Origin of the sequence: Lentzea sp. CA-135723, from assembly GCF_050936595.1 — a bacterium.
Taxonomy (GTDB): Bacteria; Actinomycetota; Actinomycetes; order Mycobacteriales; family Pseudonocardiaceae; genus Lentzea.
Map to the genome: position 1 here is coordinate 1,017,873 of NZ_JBNJMK010000002.1, position 19,623 is coordinate 1,037,495.

At 68.7% G+C, this 19,623-nt stretch carries 21 protein-coding genes; 13 read left to right on the plus strand and 8 right to left on the minus strand.

Features of this window, described 5'->3' with window-relative positions; all coding sequences use genetic code 11:
• The first annotated feature begins 605 nt into the window (after nt 1-605).
• The 6 genes from ACQEU1_RS40640 to ACQEU1_RS40665 all read left to right on the plus strand — a co-directional run bounded on the left by ACQEU1_RS40640 (nt 606) and on the right by ACQEU1_RS40665 (nt 6,396).
• Nucleotides 606-1,445: a helix-turn-helix domain-containing protein gene (locus ACQEU1_RS40640; RefSeq protein ID WP_433214664.1), complete on the plus strand. Its 840-nt coding sequence runs from the start codon at nt 606-608 to the stop codon at nt 1,443-1,445.
• 108 nt (nt 1,446-1,553) lie between these two features.
• Nucleotides 1,554-2,453: a superoxide dismutase gene (locus tag ACQEU1_RS40645; protein WP_433214666.1), complete on the plus strand. Its 900-nt coding sequence runs from the start codon at nt 1,554-1,556 to the stop codon at nt 2,451-2,453.
• A gap of 224 nt (nt 2,454-2,677) precedes the next feature.
• Nucleotides 2,678-5,041 carry a nitrate- and nitrite sensing domain-containing protein gene (locus tag ACQEU1_RS40650; protein ID WP_433214669.1) on the plus strand — a complete coding sequence of 788 codons (2,364 nt, stop codon included), beginning with the start codon at nt 2,678-2,680 and terminating at the stop codon, nt 5,039-5,041.
• Entirely contained in the window at nt 5,038-5,469 is a 432-nt protein-coding gene (locus ACQEU1_RS40655; protein ID WP_382442966.1) for a roadblock/LC7 domain-containing protein, read from the plus strand. The genes ACQEU1_RS40650 and ACQEU1_RS40655 overlap by 4 nt, the downstream gene beginning before the upstream one ends.
• On the plus strand, nt 5,469-5,834 hold the full coding sequence (locus tag ACQEU1_RS40660) for a DUF742 domain-containing protein (RefSeq protein ID WP_433214672.1): 366 nt from the start codon (nt 5,469-5,471) through the stop codon (nt 5,832-5,834). Before ACQEU1_RS40655 ends, ACQEU1_RS40660 begins: the two co-directional genes overlap by 1 nt.
• The gene (locus tag ACQEU1_RS40665) at nt 5,815-6,396 is read left to right on the plus strand and encodes a GTP-binding protein (RefSeq protein ID WP_394617450.1); all 582 of its coding nucleotides are present in this window, start codon (nt 5,815-5,817) and stop codon (nt 6,394-6,396) included. The genes ACQEU1_RS40660 and ACQEU1_RS40665 overlap by 20 nt, the downstream gene beginning before the upstream one ends.
• Here ACQEU1_RS40665 and ACQEU1_RS40670 read toward each other — a convergent pair.
• The 6 genes from ACQEU1_RS40670 to ACQEU1_RS40695 all read right to left on the minus strand — a co-directional run bounded on the left by ACQEU1_RS40670 (nt 6,393) and on the right by ACQEU1_RS40695 (nt 11,102).
• Nucleotides 6,393-6,620 carry a hypothetical protein gene (locus tag ACQEU1_RS40670; RefSeq protein WP_433214676.1) on the minus strand — a complete coding sequence of 76 codons (228 nt, stop codon included), beginning with the start codon at nt 6,618-6,620 and terminating at the stop codon, nt 6,393-6,395. The genes ACQEU1_RS40665 and ACQEU1_RS40670 overlap by 4 nt on opposite strands.
• Before the next feature lie 91 nt (nt 6,621-6,711).
• Nucleotides 6,712-7,575 (minus strand): 3-hydroxybutyryl-CoA dehydrogenase, encoded by an 864-nt coding sequence (locus ACQEU1_RS40675; RefSeq protein WP_433214679.1) that lies wholly within the window; start codon nt 7,573-7,575, stop codon nt 6,712-6,714.
• Entirely contained in the window at nt 7,568-7,879 is a 312-nt protein-coding gene (locus tag ACQEU1_RS40680) for a hypothetical protein (RefSeq protein WP_433214682.1), read from the minus strand. The genes ACQEU1_RS40675 and ACQEU1_RS40680 overlap by 8 nt, the downstream gene beginning before the upstream one ends.
• A complete protein-coding gene (locus ACQEU1_RS40685) occupies nt 7,876-8,586 on the minus strand; it encodes an RNA polymerase sigma factor (RefSeq protein ID WP_433217030.1) in 711 nt (236 codons plus the stop codon). Before ACQEU1_RS40685 ends, ACQEU1_RS40680 begins: the two co-directional genes overlap by 4 nt.
• Before the next feature lie 99 nt (nt 8,587-8,685).
• Nucleotides 8,686-9,549 carry an NAD-dependent epimerase/dehydratase family protein gene (locus ACQEU1_RS40690; RefSeq protein WP_433214685.1) on the minus strand — a complete coding sequence of 288 codons (864 nt, stop codon included), beginning with the start codon at nt 9,547-9,549 and terminating at the stop codon, nt 8,686-8,688.
• Nucleotides 9,550-9,563: 14 nt separating this feature from the next.
• Complete coding sequence (locus ACQEU1_RS40695) at nt 9,564-11,102, minus strand: amino acid permease (RefSeq protein WP_433214688.1); 1,539 nt, start codon at nt 11,100-11,102, stop codon at nt 9,564-9,566.
• A 126-nt stretch (nt 11,103-11,228) separates the two neighbouring features.
• Here ACQEU1_RS40695 and ACQEU1_RS40700 point away from each other — a divergent pair, with 126 nt between their 5' ends.
• From ACQEU1_RS40700 to ACQEU1_RS40725, 6 genes are all read left to right on the plus strand, one after another.
• Nucleotides 11,229-12,569: a glutamine synthetase family protein gene (locus ACQEU1_RS40700; RefSeq protein ID WP_433214691.1), complete on the plus strand. Its 1,341-nt coding sequence runs from the start codon at nt 11,229-11,231 to the stop codon at nt 12,567-12,569.
• Nucleotides 12,556-13,248 carry a gamma-glutamyl-gamma-aminobutyrate hydrolase family protein gene (locus ACQEU1_RS40705; protein ID WP_433214694.1) on the plus strand — a complete coding sequence of 231 codons (693 nt, stop codon included), beginning with the start codon at nt 12,556-12,558 and terminating at the stop codon, nt 13,246-13,248. Before ACQEU1_RS40700 ends, ACQEU1_RS40705 begins: the two co-directional genes overlap by 14 nt.
• Entirely contained in the window at nt 13,245-14,597 is a 1,353-nt protein-coding gene (locus ACQEU1_RS40710; protein WP_433214697.1) for an aldehyde dehydrogenase family protein, read from the plus strand. The genes ACQEU1_RS40705 and ACQEU1_RS40710 overlap by 4 nt, the downstream gene beginning before the upstream one ends.
• A gap of 26 nt (nt 14,598-14,623) precedes the next feature.
• A complete protein-coding gene (locus ACQEU1_RS40715; protein WP_382442955.1) occupies nt 14,624-15,391 on the plus strand; it encodes a 3-oxoacyl-ACP reductase in 768 nt (255 codons plus the stop codon).
• Between the two features lie 3 nt (nt 15,392-15,394).
• Nucleotides 15,395-16,093: a FadR/GntR family transcriptional regulator gene (locus ACQEU1_RS40720; protein WP_433214700.1), complete on the plus strand. Its 699-nt coding sequence runs from the start codon at nt 15,395-15,397 to the stop codon at nt 16,091-16,093.
• A gap of 187 nt (nt 16,094-16,280) precedes the next feature.
• On the plus strand, nt 16,281-17,924 hold the full coding sequence (locus ACQEU1_RS40725) for an AMP-binding protein (protein ID WP_433214703.1): 1,644 nt from the start codon (nt 16,281-16,283) through the stop codon (nt 17,922-17,924).
• 138 nt (nt 17,925-18,062) lie between these two features.
• Here ACQEU1_RS40725 and ACQEU1_RS40730 read toward each other — a convergent pair whose 3' ends face one another.
• Entirely contained in the window at nt 18,063-18,659 is a 597-nt protein-coding gene (locus tag ACQEU1_RS40730; protein ID WP_433214706.1) for a hypothetical protein, read from the minus strand.
• Nucleotides 18,656-18,970, minus strand: coding sequence for a hypothetical protein (locus ACQEU1_RS40735; RefSeq protein ID WP_433214709.1), 315 nt, complete (start codon nt 18,968-18,970; stop codon nt 18,656-18,658). Before ACQEU1_RS40735 ends, ACQEU1_RS40730 begins: the two co-directional genes overlap by 4 nt.
• Nucleotides 18,971-19,072: 102 nt before the next feature.
• Here ACQEU1_RS40735 and ACQEU1_RS40740 point away from each other — a divergent pair, with 102 nt between their 5' ends.
• Nucleotides 19,073-19,564, plus strand: a complete 492-nt coding sequence (locus ACQEU1_RS40740) for a GNAT family N-acetyltransferase (protein WP_433214712.1) — start codon at nt 19,073-19,075, stop codon at nt 19,562-19,564.
• Nucleotides 19,565-19,623 lie beyond the last annotated feature (59 nt).

A 19,623-nucleotide genomic window follows, 5' to 3' on the forward strand; every position in this document is an offset into this window, starting at 1 on the left:
CGGGTCGAGATGGTTGGCCGAACCGGTTGCTCCGATGGGTGGCGGTCGCTCTGCGCTACCCCGGTGACGAAGGTCTCCTTGGGCTTGGTGCAAGATCGCGGCCATGCACAAGCGCGCGCTGCTCAGCAGCGCTCTACTAGGAGCGGCAGTGGCCGCTGGAGTACTCGGTAGCACGCAGGCGAACGCTGCGGCTACCGAGCAGGCGGGCGAGCCCGCCGTCCGTGCACTCGTCCCTGAGTGCGGCACGGACTCCATGAAGTGGGGATCGACGCCAGCAGTACTCAACTAGCCAGTGCTTCACCCACGACCTGTCCTGGCGGCAACCGGGACAGGTCGTTTTACATTAGCGCGCCGTTGAGTCGTCAGAGCCGATCTGGTGTCTCAGGTTGGCGTCGAATCAATATCCGCTTTTTCTATAGCGCTCGTGTGTGTCCTTCTGCCGGTGTGACGTGTTGATGATGATGGCACGTCCCATAAGTCGTGAACGACCTTTGCGGTGCTCTAAAACAGCAGGTGAGGCGCCGAAGACCCGAATGGGGGGTCTGAACGGTTGTCCACATGGGTCTCACCCTGAACCCCTCCGCAATTCGTCTAATCTCCGGCTCATGCCGAAGGATTTCCGTGCGACCACGCTCGAGCGCGCGATTGGTCGCAGCCTGGCCACATGGCGCAATGAGCGCGGGTTCAGCCTCACCGAGGCGGGCATGCGCGTGGGGTTCAGCAGCGCGAAACTGTCGACCATGGAGAACGCGGTGCAGCCGTCGGCGCCCGTGGACATCATGGCGCTGGGGTACGTGTACCGCGTGCCGGCCGAGGCGTGGCAGGCCGTGGTGTTGCAGGCCCAGCAGGCCGAGCGCGAGCGGTCTGGGCCGCGCCGCCCCCAGCTGTTCGACCCGGCCGCGGACTTCGCGAACCTGGTGTTCGAGGCGACGTCGTTGCGCGTGTTCACGCTCGACCTCGTGCCGGCCATCTTCCAGCTCGGCGACTACGCGAACGCGGTGACGCGGGTGGACGACCTCGACCGGGACGGGGCGCTCGCCCGCGTGCGCGAGTCGTGGTCCGCCCGGCGGCGCGACAGGGATCCGCTGGAGGTGGAGGCGGTGTTCCCCGAGGCGGTGCTGCGGCAGGTCGTCGGCGGGCCGCGGGTGATGAAGGCGCAGCTGCTGCACCTGATGGAGGTGAGCGAGCAGGCGTCGGTGAGCCTGCGGATCGTGCCGCGCGCGGCGGGGGCGTACCCGGCGATGGGGTCGCCGTTCACGTTGCTCGGGTTCCCGCACCGCCAGCACAGCGACGTCGTGTACTTCGAGTCGGTGCTCAAAGGCGAGTACGTGGAGGACCCGGCGTTGTGCGAGCGGTTCGCGCAGCGGTTCGCCCGGCTGCGCCAGCTCGCGCTCGGGGAGGGGGAGTCGCTGGAGCTCATCGCGGAGGCCGCCGCCGAGATCTGAGACGGGCCCGCCGCTGACCTGTGGAGATGTCGGATTCCTGAGAAAACTCCTGTTCGCCGCCGATCAGGAGAAGGATCTGGGGCGCACCCCAATCCGAGGAGGAGCGGCATGTACCGCAGATTCGGTGTCCTGTTCGCGGCGGTTCTGGGCGTCACGCTCACCGCTGCCGCGCCGGCCACCGCAGGCGCGTCCAAGCACTTTCCGACCGAGTTCTCCCTGCCCAACGGGTGGCAGCCCGAAGGCATCGCGATCAGCGGCACCACGGCGTTCTTCGGGTCGCGGGCCGACGGGTCGATCTACGCGGCCGACCTGCGCACCGGCACGGGCAAGGTGCTGGCCAAGGGGCCCGGCACGCCGTCGCTCGGCATGAAGGTCGATGAGCGCAAACGGCTGTGGGTTGCCGGTGGTGTCGGTGGCGACGCACGGGTCTACGACACGCGGTCCGGCAAGTTGCTGGCCACGTTCCAGTTCGCCACGGCCGACACGTTCGTCAACGACGTGGTGCTGACCGAGAAGTCGGCGTGGTTCACCGACTCGCGCAAGGCGGTGCTCTACGAGGTGCCGCTGAGCCTCAAGCCGCACAGGACCCTGCCGCTCACGGGCGATCTCGTGGTGACGCCGGGCGCGACCAACCTCAACGGCATCGTCACGGGTCTGGACGGCGGTCTGATCGTCGTGCAGAGCAACACCGGAAAGCTGTTCAGGATCGATCCTCGGAGCGGCAAATCCACCGAGATCAATTTGAACGGTCAAACACTCACCAATGGTGACGGTCTGTTGCGTGAGGGGCGGCAGTTGTACGTGGTGCAAAACCGCCTCAACAAAGTCGCGCGCTACACGCTGGGACGGGACGGCGCGACCCTCGCGGCGGAACGCACGGACGCGCGGTTCGACGTGCCGACGACGGTCGCCGCGTTCGGCAAGCGCCTCTACCTGCCGAATGCCCGGTTCAACACGCCGCCGACGCCGGAGACGACCTACACCGTCGTAGCGGTCGAGAGGCCCTAGAACCGCAGCGACAGAACTAGCCCGTACGGGGGTTCTCCAGGGGCAAGAACCCCCGTACCGGGTGTTGCTCCAGTCACTCGACTGGGTAGCCTGCCCACGCATACTGCGTGTGATCGCTGTCATTGGGTAACGAAGATCCCCCGCCGTAACCTAATTACAGCCGAAGGAGTTACTTGAGTAACCCGCAGCGCTAGCCGTGGGCAACCGGAGACCGTGAGAGCGCTGTGAACGAGAAGAGCGGTTACACACCGACCAACTACCGGACCATTCGGTCCCGGCTGGCCGGTGTCGTGGTCGTTCCCAGCGTGGTGCTGCTGGTCATGTGGGCCGTTTTCTCCTCTTACACCCTTTTCGACGGTTTCTACATGCGGTCGGTCGCGGCCGGCGTCAAGGGCGCGGCGATCCCGTCCGTCGAGGCGCTCGCGGGGCTGCAGAAGGAACGTCAGCTGAGCCTCGAGGTCCTCAGCAAGGCCGCCGGCGTCGACGCGGGCGGACTCGGCCGCCAGCACGCCGTCACCGACGAGGCGGTGCGCAAGATGCGGGAGGCGTTCGCGGAGCTCGCGGACAGCGCTCCGCAGGACACCACCGACCGGATCAGCGCGCTCAACTCCGTCCTGGACGAGCTGCCGCAGCAGCGGAAGAACGTCACGTCCGGGTCGGCGAACCCGCAGGCGGTCTACGACTACTACAACAGCCTCCTCGACTCGGGCGTCGCGCTGCTGGCCCGGCAGGCGCGCCTCGTGCCCGACTCGGAGGCGAGCCAGGCCAACGTCCAGGCCGTCACGATCTTCCAGGCCTCCGACTGGCTGTCCCGTGCCGCCACGATCGGTTCGCGCGGGCTGCTCAACGGCAGCTTCACCCCGGCCGAGCGGGTCGAGTTCGCCCGGCTGTCCGGCGCGTACCACGGCAGCCTCGACGCCACGATCCCGTTCGCACTGGAGCAGCCGCGCGCGCAGTACGACGGGCTGCGCGGCAGCACCGAGTACCGGACGCTGGTCGACCTCGAGGGCAAGATCGTCAACGGTGAGCAGGGCGTCACCGACCCGCAGTGGCGCGGGGTGGCCGCGCCGGTGCACGACAACCTCGTCGGGCTCGCCGTCACGCAGGCCCGCAACGCCGCCGACCTCGGCCTCGACAAGGCCGACAGCCGGGTCGCCGCGGTGCTCATCGGCAGCCTGATCGCGTTGCTCGCGGTCGTCGTCGGCATCGTGCTGGCGTTGCGCATCTCGAACCGCCTGGTGTCGCGCGCCCTGGTCACCCGCCTGGCGTCGCTGCGGGAGGACACGCTCCGGCTCGCGCAGGAACGGCTGCCGCACATCGTCGCCCGGCTGCGCGGCGGCGAGCAGGTCGACGTGCACCGCGACATGCCGCCGCTCGACTACGGCAACGACGAGATCGGCCAGGTCGCCGACGCGTTCAACGCCGCCCAGTACACGGCCGTCGCGGCCGCGGTGAAGGAGACGCAGGCACGCGAGGGCGTGAACCGGGTGTTCCTCGACATCGCGCACCGCAACCAGGGCCTCGTGCACCGCCAGCTCAAGATCCTCGACAAGCTCGAACGCGAAGAGGAACACCCCGAGCAGCTCGACTCGCTCTTCCAGCTCGACCACCTGGCGACCCGCGCCCGCCGCAACGCGGAGAACCTGATCATCCTCGCGGGGGAGCAGCCGGGCAGGCAGTGGCGCAAGCCGGTGCGCCTGAGCGACGTGATCCGCTCCGCCGTGGCCGAGACCGAGCAGTACGTCCGGGTGCGGGTCAACCCGGTGCCCGACCGCGCACTGGTGGGCGTGGCGGTCGCCGACACCATCCACCTGCTCGCGGAGCTCGTCGACAACGCGACGGCGTTCTCGTCGCCGCGCTCCGAGGTCGTCATCCACTCCAGCTCGGCGCCGCACGGCCTGGTGATCGAGATCGAGGACCACGGTCTCGGGCTGACCCAGGAGGAACGGCTCCAGGCCAACGCCAAGCTCTCCAACCCGCCCGACTTCGAGACGATGGCGTTCCGGGGCGAGTCCCGCCTCGGCCTGTTCGTCGTCGCGAGGCTCGCCGCACGGCGGGGCATCAAGGTGGAGCTGCGCGACTCGCCGTACGGCGGCACGGTCGCGTTGTGCGTGCTGCCGCCGAACATCGTCGCCCCGCACAGCAAGGCGGGCGACATCACCGAGACCACCCAGATGCCGGTGCGGTCGTTCCACGACCAGCACCACGGCCACGTCGAGGACCACCCGAGCCTTCCGGTGAAGGTGAATCCCGAAGTGCTGGAAGCCGTGAACGCGGGCCTGCACGCGCTCGTAGACCCTGACGTGAACACAATCGCGCCCACGGCCGTGCCCGCAGCATCGGTGGACGACAGGACCCCCGCGGCCCCTCCGGCCCAGGACGGGAAGGCACCCCTTCCCCGCAGGAAGAAGCGGCAGAGCCTCGCGCCGCAGCTCATGCAGCCCTCGGAGGAGCCGCCGCACGCCGAGCCGGTGACCGGCGAACGGTCGGCGGAGCGGACCCGGGACGGATTCGCCGCGTTCCAGCGCGGTACCCGGGACGCTCGGCTGACCGACGACTGGAGATCAGAAGGAGCCCCCTCGTCATGAACAACGCAGCCCAGCACGGCGAACTGAACTGGTTGCTGGAGGACCTGATCCAGCGCGTGGTCGGAGCCCGCCACGCGGTCGTGCTGTCGGCGGACGGACTCCTGCTCGGCCGCTCGGCCGGACTGTCCCGCGACGACTCGGAACACCTGTCCGCGATGGCGTCCGCGTTCCAGTCGCTCGCACGGGGGACCGGCCGCCATTTCGGTGGTGGCGCCGTCCGGCAGACCATCGTGGAGATGGAGCACGCATACTTGTTCGTGACCGCCGCCGGCCACGGAGCCTGCCTGGCCGTGCTGGGTGAGGAGGACGCGGACATGGGCATGATCGCCTACGAGATGAACATGCTGGTCAAGCGCGTCGGCACGTACCTGTCGTCGGCCCCTCGCGCGGAGACCGCGACCGTGCCTTCGGCGCGTGAGTCGCGCTGATGACCGGGCGCGACGACTGGTGGTACGACGAGGCCGCGGGACCGTTGGTGCGGCCTTACGCGATGGTGCGCGGCCGCACTCGGCCGAACGCGCCTGACCTCCACCTCGTCACGCAGGTCCGCTCGTCCGCGTTTGCGTCCGACCAGACGTCGCTGACGGTCGAACATCGCGAGATCATGGCCCTGTGCGCACGCCCGCTCTCGGTCGCCGAGGTCGCCGCCTACCTCGACGTGCCGCTCGTCGTGGTGAAGGTCCTGCTGTCGGACCTCATCGAACGGGGCGACGTGCTCGTGCAGAACTCCTCCCCCAAGGTTCCCGACCGGAATCTCCTGCAGGCCGTACTGGATGGTGTTCGTGGGATCTGACGACCAGCTGACCGTGCCGACCGCGGTCAAGATCGTCATCGCGGGCGGGTTCGGCACCGGCAAGACCACCATGGTCGCGTCGGTGTCCGAGATCCCGCCGCTGCGCACCGAGGAACTGCTCACCGAGGCCGGTGTGCACGTCGACGACCTCGCCGGCATCGAGGGCAAGGACACCACCACCGTCGCCCTGGACTTCGGGCGCATCACCATCAACACCAAGGTGGTGCTGTACCTGTTCGGCACGCCGGGCCAGAACCGGTTCTGGTTCATGTGGGACGAACTGGCGACCGGCGCGATCGGTGCCGTGGTGCTCGTCGACACCCGCCGGCTGGACTCGTCGTTCCCCTCGATCGACTTCTTCGAGCACCGCGGGATCCCGTTCATCGTCGCCGTGAACTGCTTCGACGGGTCGCAGATGTACACGGTGGACGAGGTGCGGCACGCCCTCGACCTGGACGAGGCGATCCCGGTGGTGCTGTGCGACGCGCGGGACCGCGAGTCGTCCAAGGCCGTGCTGGTGGCGTTGATCCAGCACTCGATGAACCGGCTGGCCGCGGTCTAGCGGTCGCTGACGTGGTGCGCGTCCGGGGTGGTGGCGTGCTCGCCTGGGTCGCCCTCGCCGTTCAGCAGCATGAGCATGGCGCTTTCGGTGTTGGTGACGAAGGCGAGGGAGCGGCCGGACTCGCTGGTGAGCCACGTTTCGAGGTGACCGGCGGCGATTCGCGCGCGCAGCAGTTCCGCGATGTCGGTGACCGGGTTGTCGTCGTGCGTCCAGGACTCGGTCATGCGGTCGGCTTGTCGTAGTCGTTCAGGACCCCGGTCATGTGATCAATACAAGCAGAAGGCCCGCTCCGGGGAGCGGGCCTTCTGCTTGGAGCTACTTGGCGTAGTCGTGGAAGCCGCGGCCCGACTTCTTGCCGAGCAGGCCCGCGTCCACCATGCGCAGCAGCAGCGGCGGCGGGGAGAAGAGCGGCTCCTTGAACTCGTCGTACATCGACTCGGCGATGGCCTTGGTGGTGTCGAGGCCGATCAGGTCGGTGAGGCGCAGCGGGCCCATCGGGTGCGCGCAGCCGAGCACCATGCCGTTGTCGATGTCGTCGGCCGAGGCGAAACCGGACTCCAGCATGCGGATCGAGGAGAGCAGGTACGGGATCAGCAGCGCGTTGACCACGAAGCCGGCGCGGTCCTGCGAGCGGATGACCTCCTTGCCCAGCACGCCGCGCACGAACGTCTCCGCGCGGTCCTGGGTGGCGGCGCCGGTCAGCAGCGACGGCACGATCTCGACCAGCTTCAGCACGGGCACCGGGTTGAAGAAGTGCACGCCGATGACGTGTTCGGGCCTGCCCGTGGCCATGCCGAGCTTCATGATCGGGATGGACGACGTGTTGGACGCGAAGATGGCGTCCTCGTCCTTCACGACCTTGTCGAGGGCGGTGAAGACCTCGGTCTTGACCTGCTCGTTCTCGGCGACGGCCTCGACCACGAACTGGCGGTCGGCGAAGTCGCCGATGTCGGTCGTGAACCGGATGCGCGCCAGGGCGCCGTCGCGGTCCTCCTCGCTGAGCTTGCCCGACTTGACGCCCCTGGCGAGCGAGGTGGCGATCCGCCCCTGCGCCGCCTCGGCCGCGCCCGCGTTGACCTCGACGACGATGACGTCGAGACCGGCACGAGCGCTCACCTCGGCGATTCCGGACCCCATGAGGCCGGAACCGACGACTCCTACACGCTGAATGTCACTCACCCGCCCGATCCTGCCATGAGCTGCTCGACCCGAGGTGGTGCTCGTCCTCGAAGGGCAGGTCGAAGCACAGTTCCGGGGAACCGTCGAGTGAGCCGGAAGGCACCGGATCGCCCGAGTCCACGGCGACCTGACGCCACGCGGCCGCTCCCGCGAGATCGTCCGCGGCCACTCGGAGGTCGCTGAGCAGAGAGGCCGTCTCGGCGACCATCGAGTCGACCAGGTCCTCGTCCAGGCCGGCTGCCAACTCGTCGTCGGTTGCCAGGAAGTCGAGCAGTCGTTCGTAGGTCTCGTCGCGCATGGTCACCTCTGCTCCCATCCGTGGAGTGCCAAGCGCAGCCTCGCCCGCGCCTTGTTCAGCTGGGCTGCGACGGTGCCGGGGCTGATCTTGAAGAAGGCGGCGATCTCCTGATAGCTATTCCCCAGGAGGTGCTGGGTGAGGATCGCCCGCATCCGTGGGGGCATGGAGGCCATGGCCCGCTTCAAGTCAGCTCGGAGCTCCGCCGCTTGCAGGCTCTGCGCCGAGTTGACGTCTTCGGCGTCCGCGACGTTGTCAGACGAACGGAGTCGGCGTTCGGCCTGGACAGCTTTCAGGACGAGCCTGATGGCAACCCTGATGACGTAGGCACGCGGGTTTGAGATCTCGTCGTTCTGGCTGGCGCGCTGCCAGACGATCGTGATCGCCGCATCGACTGCTTCTTCGGCTTGGGCGCGGCGGCAACCGAGGACCTGCTTGACCACCACGCGGACCAAGGGATCCCGAACTGCGCGCTTGAACGCGGTGAAGTCCTCGGCGGGCGACGGCTCGTCGGTGGTGGGCAGATCGTATTGGGCGCAGAGCCACGCCGCGTAGTCGACGACAATCGTGGTTCGGGAAGGTACATAGCGCAGTTCTTCGACCAGCCGGAACAACATCGAGCTCTTTCCCCTTCCCGAGTAGGTCAGGAGGTGGTCCGCCGAAGCGTCGTCAGGCACGGCGGCCTCCGGCTTCGGCGGTTGATGCTGCTTCAGCATCACGGGGCATGTTGCTGCTCCTTGATCGCGAAGTGATGTCACCTGAGTAGTGCGCTCAGGAGGCAGCCTTCTTTACTCGGAGATCAGCCACGTTCGCATTCACTTCGAAACGAGGTCGCGGAGCGTCTCCTGCACGGTCGCCTCGTAGTCGCCGACCGGCCGGTAACCCAGCGCCAGCGCGGCAGACGTGTCCAGCACGAACCCCCGGCGCCACGGGTGCAGGCCCGCCTCCGAGTGGTCGAGCAGGATCTCGTGCCACCGGTGACCGAGGGAGCGCGCGATGATCCGCGAGATCTCCAGGCCGTTCGGCGCGTCCGGGTCGGCGGCGTTCAGCACCCGCGCGCCGGGAGCGTCGGCGGCCGTCTCGATCAACGCGGCCAGGTTCGCGGCGGCGGTCGGGTGGTCGACGCCCTCGCCGCGGGCCGCCAGCACGACCACCTTGTGGCCGTCGAGGATCCGGTCGACGAAGTAGGACTCCAGCGGCCGCCGGTTGCCCGGACCGTGCACTTTGGACGGTCGCAGCACGGTGACCGGGAGGCCGCTGTCGAGCAGCGTCCGTTCCGCCGCCACCTTGTTCGGGCCGTAGCCGAAGCGGGTGAACGGGTCCGAGTCGAGCGGCGCCAGGGTCGGCTGGTCCTCGGTCACCGGGCCGTCGAAGCGCGGTGCCTCCTCCGAGTTCGCGTGCCGGCCGCGCGAGTCGACGTACACGGCCTTGGCCGAGATCATCACGACGGAACGGGCCTTGCGCGCCAACGGCAGCAACGTCCGCGCGTCCGCCGCCGAGTAGCAGAGGCAGTCGACCAGCAGGTCGGCGCCATCGCCCATCGCGGAGGCCAACGCCTCCGGATCGGCCCGGTCCACCTCGCTGCCGACCGCGTCCACCGTCCACCCGGACGACCGCAGACGCCGGGCGGCGGCACGGCCGATGAGGCCCGTGCCGCCGAGGATCAACGCTCTTGGCATTCTCCCGACAGTACTCAGATCGAGTCGAGCTCCTTCTCGATCGCGGCCAGTTCCTCCGGCGTGCCCTGGACCTTCGGGCCGGTGAACCACTTCCGCGCGGACACGAGCCACCAGATGCCCGCGAACCCGAGGACGACGAGCACGGCGATCGGCGTGTAGTTGAACGTCTTCGCCGTCACCGGACTGGCCTGCGGCAGCATGAACAGGATCGTGATGAACACGACCCACGTCACCGCGACGATCCCGATGGGCCTGCTCCACTTGCCCAGGTGCCACGGCCCGCGCTGGAACCGCTCGCCCTGCAGCAGTCGCAACAGGGTCGGCAGCACGTACGCGATGTAGAGGCCGATCACCGCGATCGACGTGACCGCCGCGTACGCCGTCGCGTTCCACAGGTACGGCAGGCCGAGCACGAACGCGCCACCGGCCGCGAGCCAGATCGCGTTGGTGGGTGTCCGGGTGCGCTTGTTGATCTTGTGCCACACGCGGGACGCCGGCAGTGCGCCGTCACGCGAGAAGGCGTAGATCATCCGCGAGTTCGCGGTGACCGAGGACATGCCGCAGAACAGCTGCGCGCCGATCGCGATCAGCAGCAACAGCTTGCCGCCGGTCACGCCGAGCGCGTCGATGAAGATCTGCGCCGGGGGCACGCCCGTCGAGCTCGCGATGGCGCCGTCGTAGTCGCGGATCGCGAACGTGATGCCCACCAGCAGCACCCAGCCAGCGATGAGCGACACCACGATCGACATCACGATGCCACGCGGTCCGCTGCGGGCCGCGTCGTGCGTCTCCTCGGTCATGTGCGCCGAGGCGTCGTAGCCGGTGAAGGTGTACTGCGCCAGCAGAAGCCCGAGCATGCCGACGTAGAACGCGGACGACCAGCCGGTGTTGTTGACGAAGTGGGTGAAGACGAACGAGGCGGACTGGTGCTCCGACGGCACGATCACCAGGGCGCCGACGATCACGAGCACGCCGACGATGTGCCACCACACGCTGATGTCGTTGAGCAGCGAGACGAGCTTGACGCCGAACGTGTTGAGCAACCCGTGCAGCACGAGGACGATGCCGAAGATCAGGATCGTGTGCGGGGGAGTGGCCGCGAAGCCGAACTGGAGGTCGAGGAACGCGTTGATGAAGAACGCCGCGCCGAAGTCGATGCCCGCGGTCACCGCGACCTGGCCGAGGAAGTTGAACCAGCCGGTGAACCACGACCACGCGGCGCCGTTGCTCGGTGCGAGCTTCGCCGCCCAGTAGTACAGCCCGCCCGCGGTCGGGAAGCTGGAGCAGACCTCCGCCATCGCGAGGCCGACGAGCAGCGTCATCAGACCGACGAACGGCCAGCCCCACACGATCATCGCGGGGCCACCGGTGTTCATGCCGAAGCCGTACAGCGTCAGGCAGCCGGAGAGGATCGAGATGATCGTGAACGACACCGCGAAGTTGGAGAAGCCGGACATCGTCCGGGAGAGCTCCTGCGCGTAGCCGAGCTCGTGCAGCCGCTGCTCGTCGGCTGACCGTGAGGGGGTGGGGGGACTGTCTGCTTCGTGACTCATCGGCGTCCTCCTCAATTGGACTCCGTCCAGTCCTTTAGACGGTGGTCGAGGGTGGCGCTCGTCACCCGGCGGTGTCAAGATGGTGCCGCCAATGGCTCGCAGACATACCTTTGGAGGAACGCGGAGATGCTGACCGTCGAGGAGTTGCGCGAGGCCGTGGACGCCGGTGAGATCGACACCGTCCTGGTCGCGATCGTGGACATGCAGGGACGCCTGCAGGGCAAGCGTTGTGCCGCGCGGTACTTCCTCGACGACGTCCTCGGGCACTCCGCGGAGGGCTGCAACTACCTGATGGCCGTCGACGTCGAGATGAACCCCGTCAGCGGGTTCGAGATGTCGAGCTGGGAACGCGGGTACGGCGACTTCGTGATGAAGCCGGACGTGGACACCCTGCGGCGCGTGCCGTGGCAGGAGGGCACCGCGCTCGTCATGTGCGACGTCGTCTGGGAGAACGGCGACCCGGTCGTCGCGTCGCCGCGCCAGATCCTGCGCAGGCAGCTCGACCGGCTCGAAGCGCTGGGCCTGGACTGCTACGTCGGCACCGAACTGGAGTTCATCCTCTTCGACGACAGCTACGAGCAGGCTTGGAACGCCGGCTACCGCAACCTCACGCCGTCCAACCAGTACAACGTCGACTACTCCTTGCTCGGCACCGCGCGCGTGGAACCGTTGCTGCGCGCCATCCGCAACGGCATGACGGGTGCGGGCCTGACCGTCGAGTCGGCCAAGGGCGAGTGCAACCCCGGCCAGCACGAGATCGCGTTCAAGTACACGACGGCGTTGCGCACGTGCGACCAGCACGCCATCTACAAGAACGGCTCCAAGGAGATCGCGGCCCAGCAGGGCAAGGCGCTCACGTTCATGGCGAAGTACAACGAACGCGAGGGCAACTCCTGCCACATCCACCTCTCCCTGCGCTCCAAGGAGGGCGAGCCGGTCTTCGCCGAGGGCCACGGCATGTCCGAGCTGATGAAGCACTTCCTGGCAGGGCAGCTGGCCGGGCTGCGCGAGCTCACCTACTTCCTGGCCCCGAACATCAACTCCTACAAGCGTTTCGTGGCGGGCTCGTTCGCGCCGACCGCCGTCGCGTGGGGGCGGGACAACCGCACGTGCGCGCTGCGGGTCGTCGGCCACGGGCAGTCTTTGAGGTTCGAGAACCGGGTACCCGGCGGTGACGTGAACCCGTACCTCGCGGTGGCGGCGCTGATCGCGGCCGGTCTGCACGGCGTGGAGCAGAAGCTGGAGCTGGAGGACGAGTTCGTGGGCAACGCCTACGCGTCCGACCGGCCGACCGTGCCCACGACGTTGAAGGAGGCGGCATCACTGCTGGCGGGCAGCAAGATCGCGCGCGACGCGTTCGGCGAGGACGTCGTCGCCCACTACCTGAACGCGGCCGAGGTCGAGCTGGACGCGTTCGAGGCGGCCGTCACGGACTGGGAGAAGGTACGCGGTTTTGAGCGCCTCTAAGCCACTCATCGGCATCAGCACCTACCTGGAGCGCACGCGCTTCGGGCTCTGGGACGTGGAAGCGGCGGTGCTCTACCGCGGCTACCTCGACTGCGTGGTCAGGGCGGGCGGCAACCCCGTCATGCTGCCGCCGGTCGGCACCTGGAACGCCGAGACGATCGGGTTCCTCGACGGCCTGGTGATCGCGGGCGGCGCGGACATCGACCCCGCCGCCTACGGGGCCGAGAAGCACGAACGCACCGGCCCGCCGAGCCGCGACCGCGACGACGCCGAGCTCGCGCTCGTCGAGGCCGCGCTGAAGCTCGACCTGCCGGTGCTCGGCGTGTGCCGGGGCATGCAGGTGCTCAACGTGGCGCTCGGCGGCACGCTGCACCAGCACATCGAGGGCCACAACGAGGCGCCGGGCGTGTTCGGGCACACCGAGATCACCGTCGCGCCGGACACGGTGCTGCACGGCATTCTCGGCGATCGAACGACCGTTCAGTGCCATCACCACCAGTCGCTGGACCGGGTCGCGGACGGGCTCCGCGTCACCGCGCAGGCTCCCGACGGCACGGTCGAGGCCGTCGAGCTGGAGGGCGCGCGGTTCGTCGTCGGCGTGCAGTCGCACCCGGAGCAGGACATCGAGGACCTGAGGCTGTTCGACGCACTTGTCGACGTGGCAAGGAGAAAAGCGTGACCTTTGACGTCATCAACCCGGCTACCGAGAAGGTCGTGCGGTCCGTGCCGCACACCACGCTCGGCGACACCGACGCGGCGATCGGCCGCGCGCAGAAGGCGTTCGAGACCTGGCGGCACGTGGCCCCCGGCGATCGCGCGCGGCTGCTGCGCGGGTTCGCCGAGGTCGTGGACGCGCACGTCGAGGAACTGGCGTTGCTGGAGGTCGAGAACTCCGGCCACACCATCGGCAACGCGCGGTGGGAGGCGGGCAACGTCCGCGACGTCCTGCAGTACTACTCGGCCGCGCCGGAACGCCAGTTCGGCAAGCAGATCCCGGTCGCGGGCGGCCTCGACGTGACGTTCCACGAACCGCTCGGCGTCGTCGGCGTCATCGTGCCGTGGAACTTCCCGATGCCCATCGCCGGCTGGGGTTTCGCCCCGGCGCTGGCCGCCGGCAACACGGTCGTGCTGAAGCCCGCCGAGGTGACGCCGCTGACCGCGATCAGGCTCGCCGAACTGGCGCTGGAGGCGGGCATCCCGGAGGGCGTCTTCCAGGTGCTGCCGGGCAAGGGCAGCGTCGTCGGCAACCGGTTCGTGACGCATCCGTTGGTGCGCAAGGTCGTCTTCACCGGCTCGACCGAGGTCGGCAAGCAGATCATGGCGGGCTGCGCGAGCCAGGTGAAGCGGGTGACGCTGGAGCTCGGCGGCAAGTCCGCGAACATCGTCTTCGCCGACTCGGACCTGGAGAAGGCCGCCGCCACCGCGCCGTACGGGGTGTTCGACAACGCCGGGCAGGACTGCTGCGCCCGGTCGCGGATCCTCGTGCAGGCCGGCGTCTACGACCGGTTCATGGAACTGCTGGAGCCCGCGGTCAAGGGCGTCAGGGTCGGCGAGCCCGGCGACGAGGCCACCGAGATGGGGCCGCTCATCACCGCGACGCACCTCGACAAGGTCGCGTCTTACGTCCCAGACGACACCCACGTCGCGTTCCGCGGATCGTCGCCGGACGGACCTGGCTTCTGGTTCCCGCCGACGGTTCTCACGCCGCCCGCCGACCACGTGACGGTCACCGAGGAGATCTTCGGCCCGGTCGTTGTGGTGCTGCCGTTCACCGACGAGGCCGACGCGATCAGGATCGCGAACGACTCCGAGTACGGCCTGTCCGGGTCGATCTGGACGAACGACGTCGGCCGCGCGATCCGGGTGTCCCGCGCCGTCGAGGCCGGGAACCTGTCGGTGAACTCGCATTCGTCCGTCCGCTACTGGACCCCGTTCGGCGGCGTGAAGCAGTCGGGGCTCGGCCGTGAGCTCGGACCCGACGCGCTCGACGCGTTCACCGAAGTCAAGAACGTCTTCATCGCTACCTGATCCGGCAAATCTGAGGAGAACAAGAGATGGTGCAGCGACTCGAGGGCCGCGTGGCCGTCGTGACGGGTGGCGGCAGCGGGATCGGACTCGCGACCGCGCGCCGGTTCGCGAGCGAGGGCGCGAAGGTCGTCATCGCGGACCTGGACCCGACGAGCGGCAAGGCGGCCGCGGACGAGGTCGGCGGGCTGTTCGTCCAGGTCGACGTGACCGACGAGGAACAGGTCAAAGCCCTCTTCCAGACCACTGTGGACACTTACGGCAAGCTGGACATCGCGTTCAACAACGCCGGTATCTCGCCGCCCGACGACGACTCGATCCTGACGACGGGCATCGAGGCGTGGGACCGCGTGCAGAAGGTGAACCTCACGTCGGTTTATTTGTGTTGCAAGTACGCCATCCCGCACATGCAGGCCAACGGCAAGGGATCCATCATCAACACGGCGTCGTTCGTGGCGACGATGGGCGCGGCGACGTCGCAGATCTCCTACACCGCCTCGAAGGGCGGCGTGCTCGCCATGTCGCGTGAGCTCGGTGTGCAGTTCGCGCGCGAGGGCATCCGCGTCAACGCCTTGTCTCCCGGCCCGGTGAACACCCCGCTGTTGCAGGAACTGTTCGCGAAGGACCCGGAGCGCGCGGCACGGCGGCTCGTCCACGTACCGCTCGGTAGGTTCGCCGAACCTGAGGAAATCGCCGCAGCGGTCGCGTTTCTGGCCTCCGACGACGCGTCGTTCATGACCGCGTCGAACTTCCTCGTGGACGGCGGCATCGCCGGCGCGTACGTGACACCGCTGTAGAAGATGATGGAGCACGCGCAGGACGCGTTGTTCCGCCCCGTGCGGGCGGGCAACGCGTTCGAGGAGACCGTCGAACGGCTCATGCAGTCCATCCGGCTCGGCGTCGTCGCGCCGGGGGAGCGGCTGCCGTCCGAACGAGACCTGGCCACCCGGCTCGGCGTGAGCCGGGTGACCGTGCGCGAGGCCATCAGGTCGTTGCAGGAGAACCATTACGTAGAGTCCCGAAGGGGGCGCTACGGCGGCACGTTCGTCAACGAGGTGCTGCCGAAGTCCGCACCCGGCAAGGACTTCGGCGACCTGCACGACGTGCTGACGCTGCGCCGCGTGCTGGAGACCGGCGCGGCGGAGACGGCCGCCGGAAGGGCGCTGGGACCGGCCGAACGCAGGGGGTTGCGCGCTCGCCTGGAAGAAGCGTCCACTTCAACGCTCGCCGAATATCGCCGCAAGGACTCGCGACTGCACCTCGCGATCGCCGAGGCCACCGGGTCCGCCGCGCTCACCGCGGCCGTCGCCGAGTCCCGGATGCGGGCCAACGAGCTGCTCGACCACATCCCGCTGCTCGAACCGAACCTCGCGCACTCCAACGCCCAGCACGAGCGCATCATCGCTTCCATTTTGGACGGAGACCCGGCGACGGCCAGGCAGGCGATGGCCGAACACCTCGACGGGACGGCGTCGTTGTTGCGCGGCTTCCTGGTCTGACCGGTCAGACTCCCGCGAACGCAGCAGTGTGGCAGGCTGCCCCTGCGGGTACACAGGACGTGTAAACGTTTACACGTCCAAATGTCCCGTTGTCATGCGAATTCCGCATGGAACAAGGCTTGGCTTGGGTCTTGCGGACAGTTACCGTCCGAATACCTCGGGGGACTTGCAGCGCGAGGAGCTGTTGATGCCAGGGTTGCGCAAGGTGTTTCGCGACGCCATGGGCCGGGTGCACTCACTCCGTGTTCTCTCCGCCGCGGGCATGGTGAGCCTGACGAACATCAAGATGTCCGTGGAGGCGTTGCGAGAGGTCAAGATCTGGGGGCCGAACGTGACGGCGCTCCGGCGTTCCGTCCGGCTGAACCCGGACGGCGTCGCGATCGTCGACGAACGCGGTTCGGTGACGTACCGGCAGCTCGACCGGCGTTCCAACGCGATCGCGCAGGGGCTGCGTTCGCTGGGCGTCCAGCACACGCACATCGTCGCGTTGATGTGCCGCAACCACCGCGGCATGGTCGAGTCGCTGCTGGCGTGCGCGAAGCTCGGCGTGCGGGTGCTGCTGGTCAACACCGGCTTCGCCGCCCCCGTCGTGCTGGACCTGCTGCAACGGGAACGCGCGTCGCTCGTCATCCACGACGAGGAGTTCACGCCGCTGTTCCACCAGCTGCCGCCGTCGATCCCGCGCTGGCTCGCCTGGTCGCGCGACGGGCTGGACCGCCGCACCCCGACGCTGGACCAGCTGGTCGCCAAGGCGCCCCGTGGTGAGCTGGAGCCGCCGCGCGAACCCGGTGTGGTGATCCAGCTGACGTCCGGGACGACCGGTACGCCGAAGGGCACGGCCCGCGAGATCAAGTCGGTGCTGACGGCGTCGGACTTCCTCGACCGCATCCCGATGCGCTCCGGCGAGTCGACGTTCATCGCCGCGCCGATCTTCCACTCGGTCGGCTACTCGCACCTGACCCTGGCGATGTCGCTCGGGTCGCGCGCGGTGCTGCACCGGCGGTTCGACCCGCGCAAGACGCTGTGGTCGGTGCAGGGCCAGCGGTGCACGACGCTGGTGCTGGTGCCGACGATGCTGCAACGGATCATGGAGCTCGACCGGCACGTGCTCGCGTCGTTCGACCTGTCGCACCTGAACGTCGTGTTCTCCTCGGGCGCGCCGATCTCGCCGGACCTCGTCGAACGCACCCAGGCCGTGCTCGGGCCCGTGCTCTACAACCTCTACGGCTCAACGGAAGTCGCCGTCGCCACCGTCGCGACGCCGGAGGACCTCGCGGCCGCGCCGTCCAGCGTCGGCCTGCCGCCGCACAACTGCCTCGTGCGGATCTACGACGACGAGGGCAACCGCATCACGCGTTCGTTCGTGACCGGGCGCATCTACGTGCGCGGCTCGTTGACCGTGGACCTCTACACGGACGGCACGCAGAAGGACTCCATCGACGGTCTCGTGTCGACCGGCGACCTGGGCCACTTCGACCCCAGCGGCCGGCTGTACTTCGACGGCCGCGAGGACGACATGATCGTCTCCGGCGGCGAGAACGTGTACCCCGTCGAGGTCGAGAACCTGCTGATGACGCACTACCGGGTGCGCGACGCGGCGGTGCTCGGCGTGCCCGACGCCGAGTACGGGCAGCGGTTGCGCGCGTTCGTGGTGCCGGTGGCGGGGACGCGGATCGACGTGCGCGAGCTGCGCGAGTTCGTGCGGACCAGGCTGGCGCGGCACAAGGTCCCGCGTGAGGTCGTGGTCGTGCCGCAGCTGCCGCGCAACGCGACCGGCAAGGTCGTGCGGCGGCAGCTGCTCGCGATCCGGCTGGGACCGCATCCCCACTAGTGCTTTTGGGCGGAACGCACGTCACGGCAGAACGAGGGGGACTAATCCGGCCGTGACGCGCGTTCCTGGCTTTGGGGAGCGCACGGCCCGCGTCGGGCGTCGGGGATCGGCAGGACGCGGTGCCGTGCGCTCGGTCGGTCACCGCTCGAAGCGGTCGCCTGGCCGGCCCTCGCCGAAGGGGCCGCGCTGGTCGAAGCCCGGGCCCCGGTTGGAGTCACCGCGATCGGGGCCGCGTTCGCCGCGCTCGTACATCCGCACGTGGCCGGGGCCGCCGCGGTGGTCGCCGCGGTTGGCCGCCACCGCACCCACGATGCCGCCGCCCAGCACCAGGCCGAGGAGGCCGACGGCGACGAGCTGGGTGGCCCGGTGGCCGGCGACTCTCCGCACGCGGCCCGGCCGGCGCGGGGGCAGTGGGGCCGAGGGGAACCCGGCCGCGGCGGGAGGTGGTTCGGCGGCGGTCGCGGCCGGCTGACTCGGGTCCGGCTGACCGGTCGTGCCGGGTGCGGGCTGCTGGCCCGGTGCGGTGGGCTGCTGGCCTGCTGCGGCCGGTGTTGGTTGCTGGCCCGGCGCGGCCGACGTGGGCTGCTGGCCCGGCGCGGCTGCGGGCTGCTGGCCAGGCGTGGCCGTGGCGTCGGCCGGCAGCGGGGTGGTTGCCTGGTCCGGTGCGGGCTGGGCGGCCCGCGGTGTGTCTCCTGACGGCTCCTGCGGCGGAGGCGTCCGTCCCTGCTCGCTCATGTCCTCAACGATGCGCCGCCCTGCTGAGCTGGGCCTGACAGCCACCTGTTCGTTTCCTGAAGCTCGCCCGGACTTTGCGCGGAGTTCAGGACGGGCCTCGTACCAGCGAAAACGTGCCGCTGGTCGGCGAAGGTCGCGCCGAACAGCTCGTCGTCGAGCTTGCCCGACCACAGGAAGTGCAGGGCCGTGCGCGTGCCGTTGCGGGCGTCGCGGCGCGTGTAGTGGTCGCGCAGGTCGGCGTACAGCAGGCGCAGATCGTCCCGGTTGGACTCGGTGAGGCGAACGGGGCACTTGACGACCAGGTCGGGCATGACGACCAGGGTGCTCGCCCCTGTGGCCGCGTCGCATCCGAAAAACCACTCAGAAGCGTGTGCGTAGGTAAAGCGGTTGCGTGGACCGGCTTCAATCGGGGCATGGAACTCGTACCGCTCCGCAAGGAGTTCGCCCCGGCCATGCTCGCCGGTGGACCGGCGAACGACGAGGTCAACCGGTTCACCGGTACTCACGCGACGTTCGAGCTGGCGGACTACGAGGCCTACATCGAGCGGACCCTGAACGACCCGGACCGCTACACCCGTGCCATCACCGAGGACGGGAGGTTCCTCGGCGAGGTCGTGCTCACGATCAACCCGCACAACAGGTCCGCCGGCGTGCGGATCGCGCTGTGGGACGGGTTCGGCAAGGGCTACGGCACGATCGCTCTGCGGCACGTGCTGGACCACGCGTTCAACGAGCGCGGCCTGCACCGGGTGGACCTCGAGGTGTACGACTTCAACGAGCGGGCCATCCACCTCTACAAGAAGCTGGGCTTCCGCGAGGAGGGCCGGTTGCGCGACGCCCTGCTCTGGGACGGCGTCTTCCACGACGCGATCGTCATGTCCATCTTGAGCACCGATAACATCTGATCCGCACACCATCTTCTTCGATCTAGGAGTCACCGTGTCCGAGTCGCGCCCAGCAGTCG

What these genes read in the sequence shown, in the direction of transcription:
- ACQEU1_RS40655 (WP_382442966.1), top strand. Translation starts at nt 5,038, where the DNA reads ATGAACAACGCAGCCCAGCACGGCGAACTGAACTGGTTGCTGGAGGAC.
- ACQEU1_RS40700 (WP_433214691.1), top strand. Translation starts at nt 11,229, where the DNA reads ATGCTGACCGTCGAGGAGTTGCGCGAGGCCGTGGACGCCGGTGAGATC.
- ACQEU1_RS40735 (WP_433214709.1), bottom strand. Translation starts at nt 18,970, where the DNA reads ATGCCCGACCTGGTCGTCAAGTGCCCCGTTCGCCTCACCGAGTCCAAC.
- ACQEU1_RS40645 (WP_433214666.1), top strand. Translation starts at nt 1,554, where the DNA reads ATGTACCGCAGATTCGGTGTCCTGTTCGCGGCGGTTCTGGGCGTCACG.
- ACQEU1_RS40740 (WP_433214712.1), top strand. Translation starts at nt 19,073, where the DNA reads ATGGAACTCGTACCGCTCCGCAAGGAGTTCGCCCCGGCCATGCTCGCC.
- ACQEU1_RS40640 (WP_433214664.1), top strand. Translation starts at nt 606, where the DNA reads ATGCCGAAGGATTTCCGTGCGACCACGCTCGAGCGCGCGATTGGTCGC.
- ACQEU1_RS40715 (WP_382442955.1), top strand. Translation starts at nt 14,624, where the DNA reads ATGGTGCAGCGACTCGAGGGCCGCGTGGCCGTCGTGACGGGTGGCGGC.
- ACQEU1_RS40665 (WP_394617450.1), top strand. Translation starts at nt 5,815, where the DNA reads ATGGTGTTCGTGGGATCTGACGACCAGCTGACCGTGCCGACCGCGGTC.
- ACQEU1_RS40690 (WP_433214685.1), bottom strand. Translation starts at nt 9,549, where the DNA reads ATGCCAAGAGCGTTGATCCTCGGCGGCACGGGCCTCATCGGCCGTGCC.
- ACQEU1_RS40720 (WP_433214700.1), top strand. Translation starts at nt 15,395, where the DNA reads ATGATGGAGCACGCGCAGGACGCGTTGTTCCGCCCCGTGCGGGCGGGC.
- ACQEU1_RS40685 (WP_433217030.1), bottom strand. Translation starts at nt 8,586, where the DNA reads ATGCTGAAGCAGCATCAACCGCCGAAGCCGGAGGCCGCCGTGCCTGAC.
- ACQEU1_RS40730 (WP_433214706.1), bottom strand. Translation starts at nt 18,659, where the DNA reads ATGAGCGAGCAGGGACGGACGCCTCCGCCGCAGGAGCCGTCAGGAGAC.
- ACQEU1_RS40670 (WP_433214676.1), bottom strand. Translation starts at nt 6,620, where the DNA reads ATGACCGAGTCCTGGACGCACGACGACAACCCGGTCACCGACATCGCG.
- ACQEU1_RS40725 (WP_433214703.1), top strand. Translation starts at nt 16,281, where the DNA reads ATGCCAGGGTTGCGCAAGGTGTTTCGCGACGCCATGGGCCGGGTGCAC.
- ACQEU1_RS40695 (WP_433214688.1), bottom strand. Translation starts at nt 11,102, where the DNA reads ATGAGTCACGAAGCAGACAGTCCCCCCACCCCCTCACGGTCAGCCGAC.
- ACQEU1_RS40660 (WP_433214672.1), top strand. Translation starts at nt 5,469, where the DNA reads ATGACCGGGCGCGACGACTGGTGGTACGACGAGGCCGCGGGACCGTTG.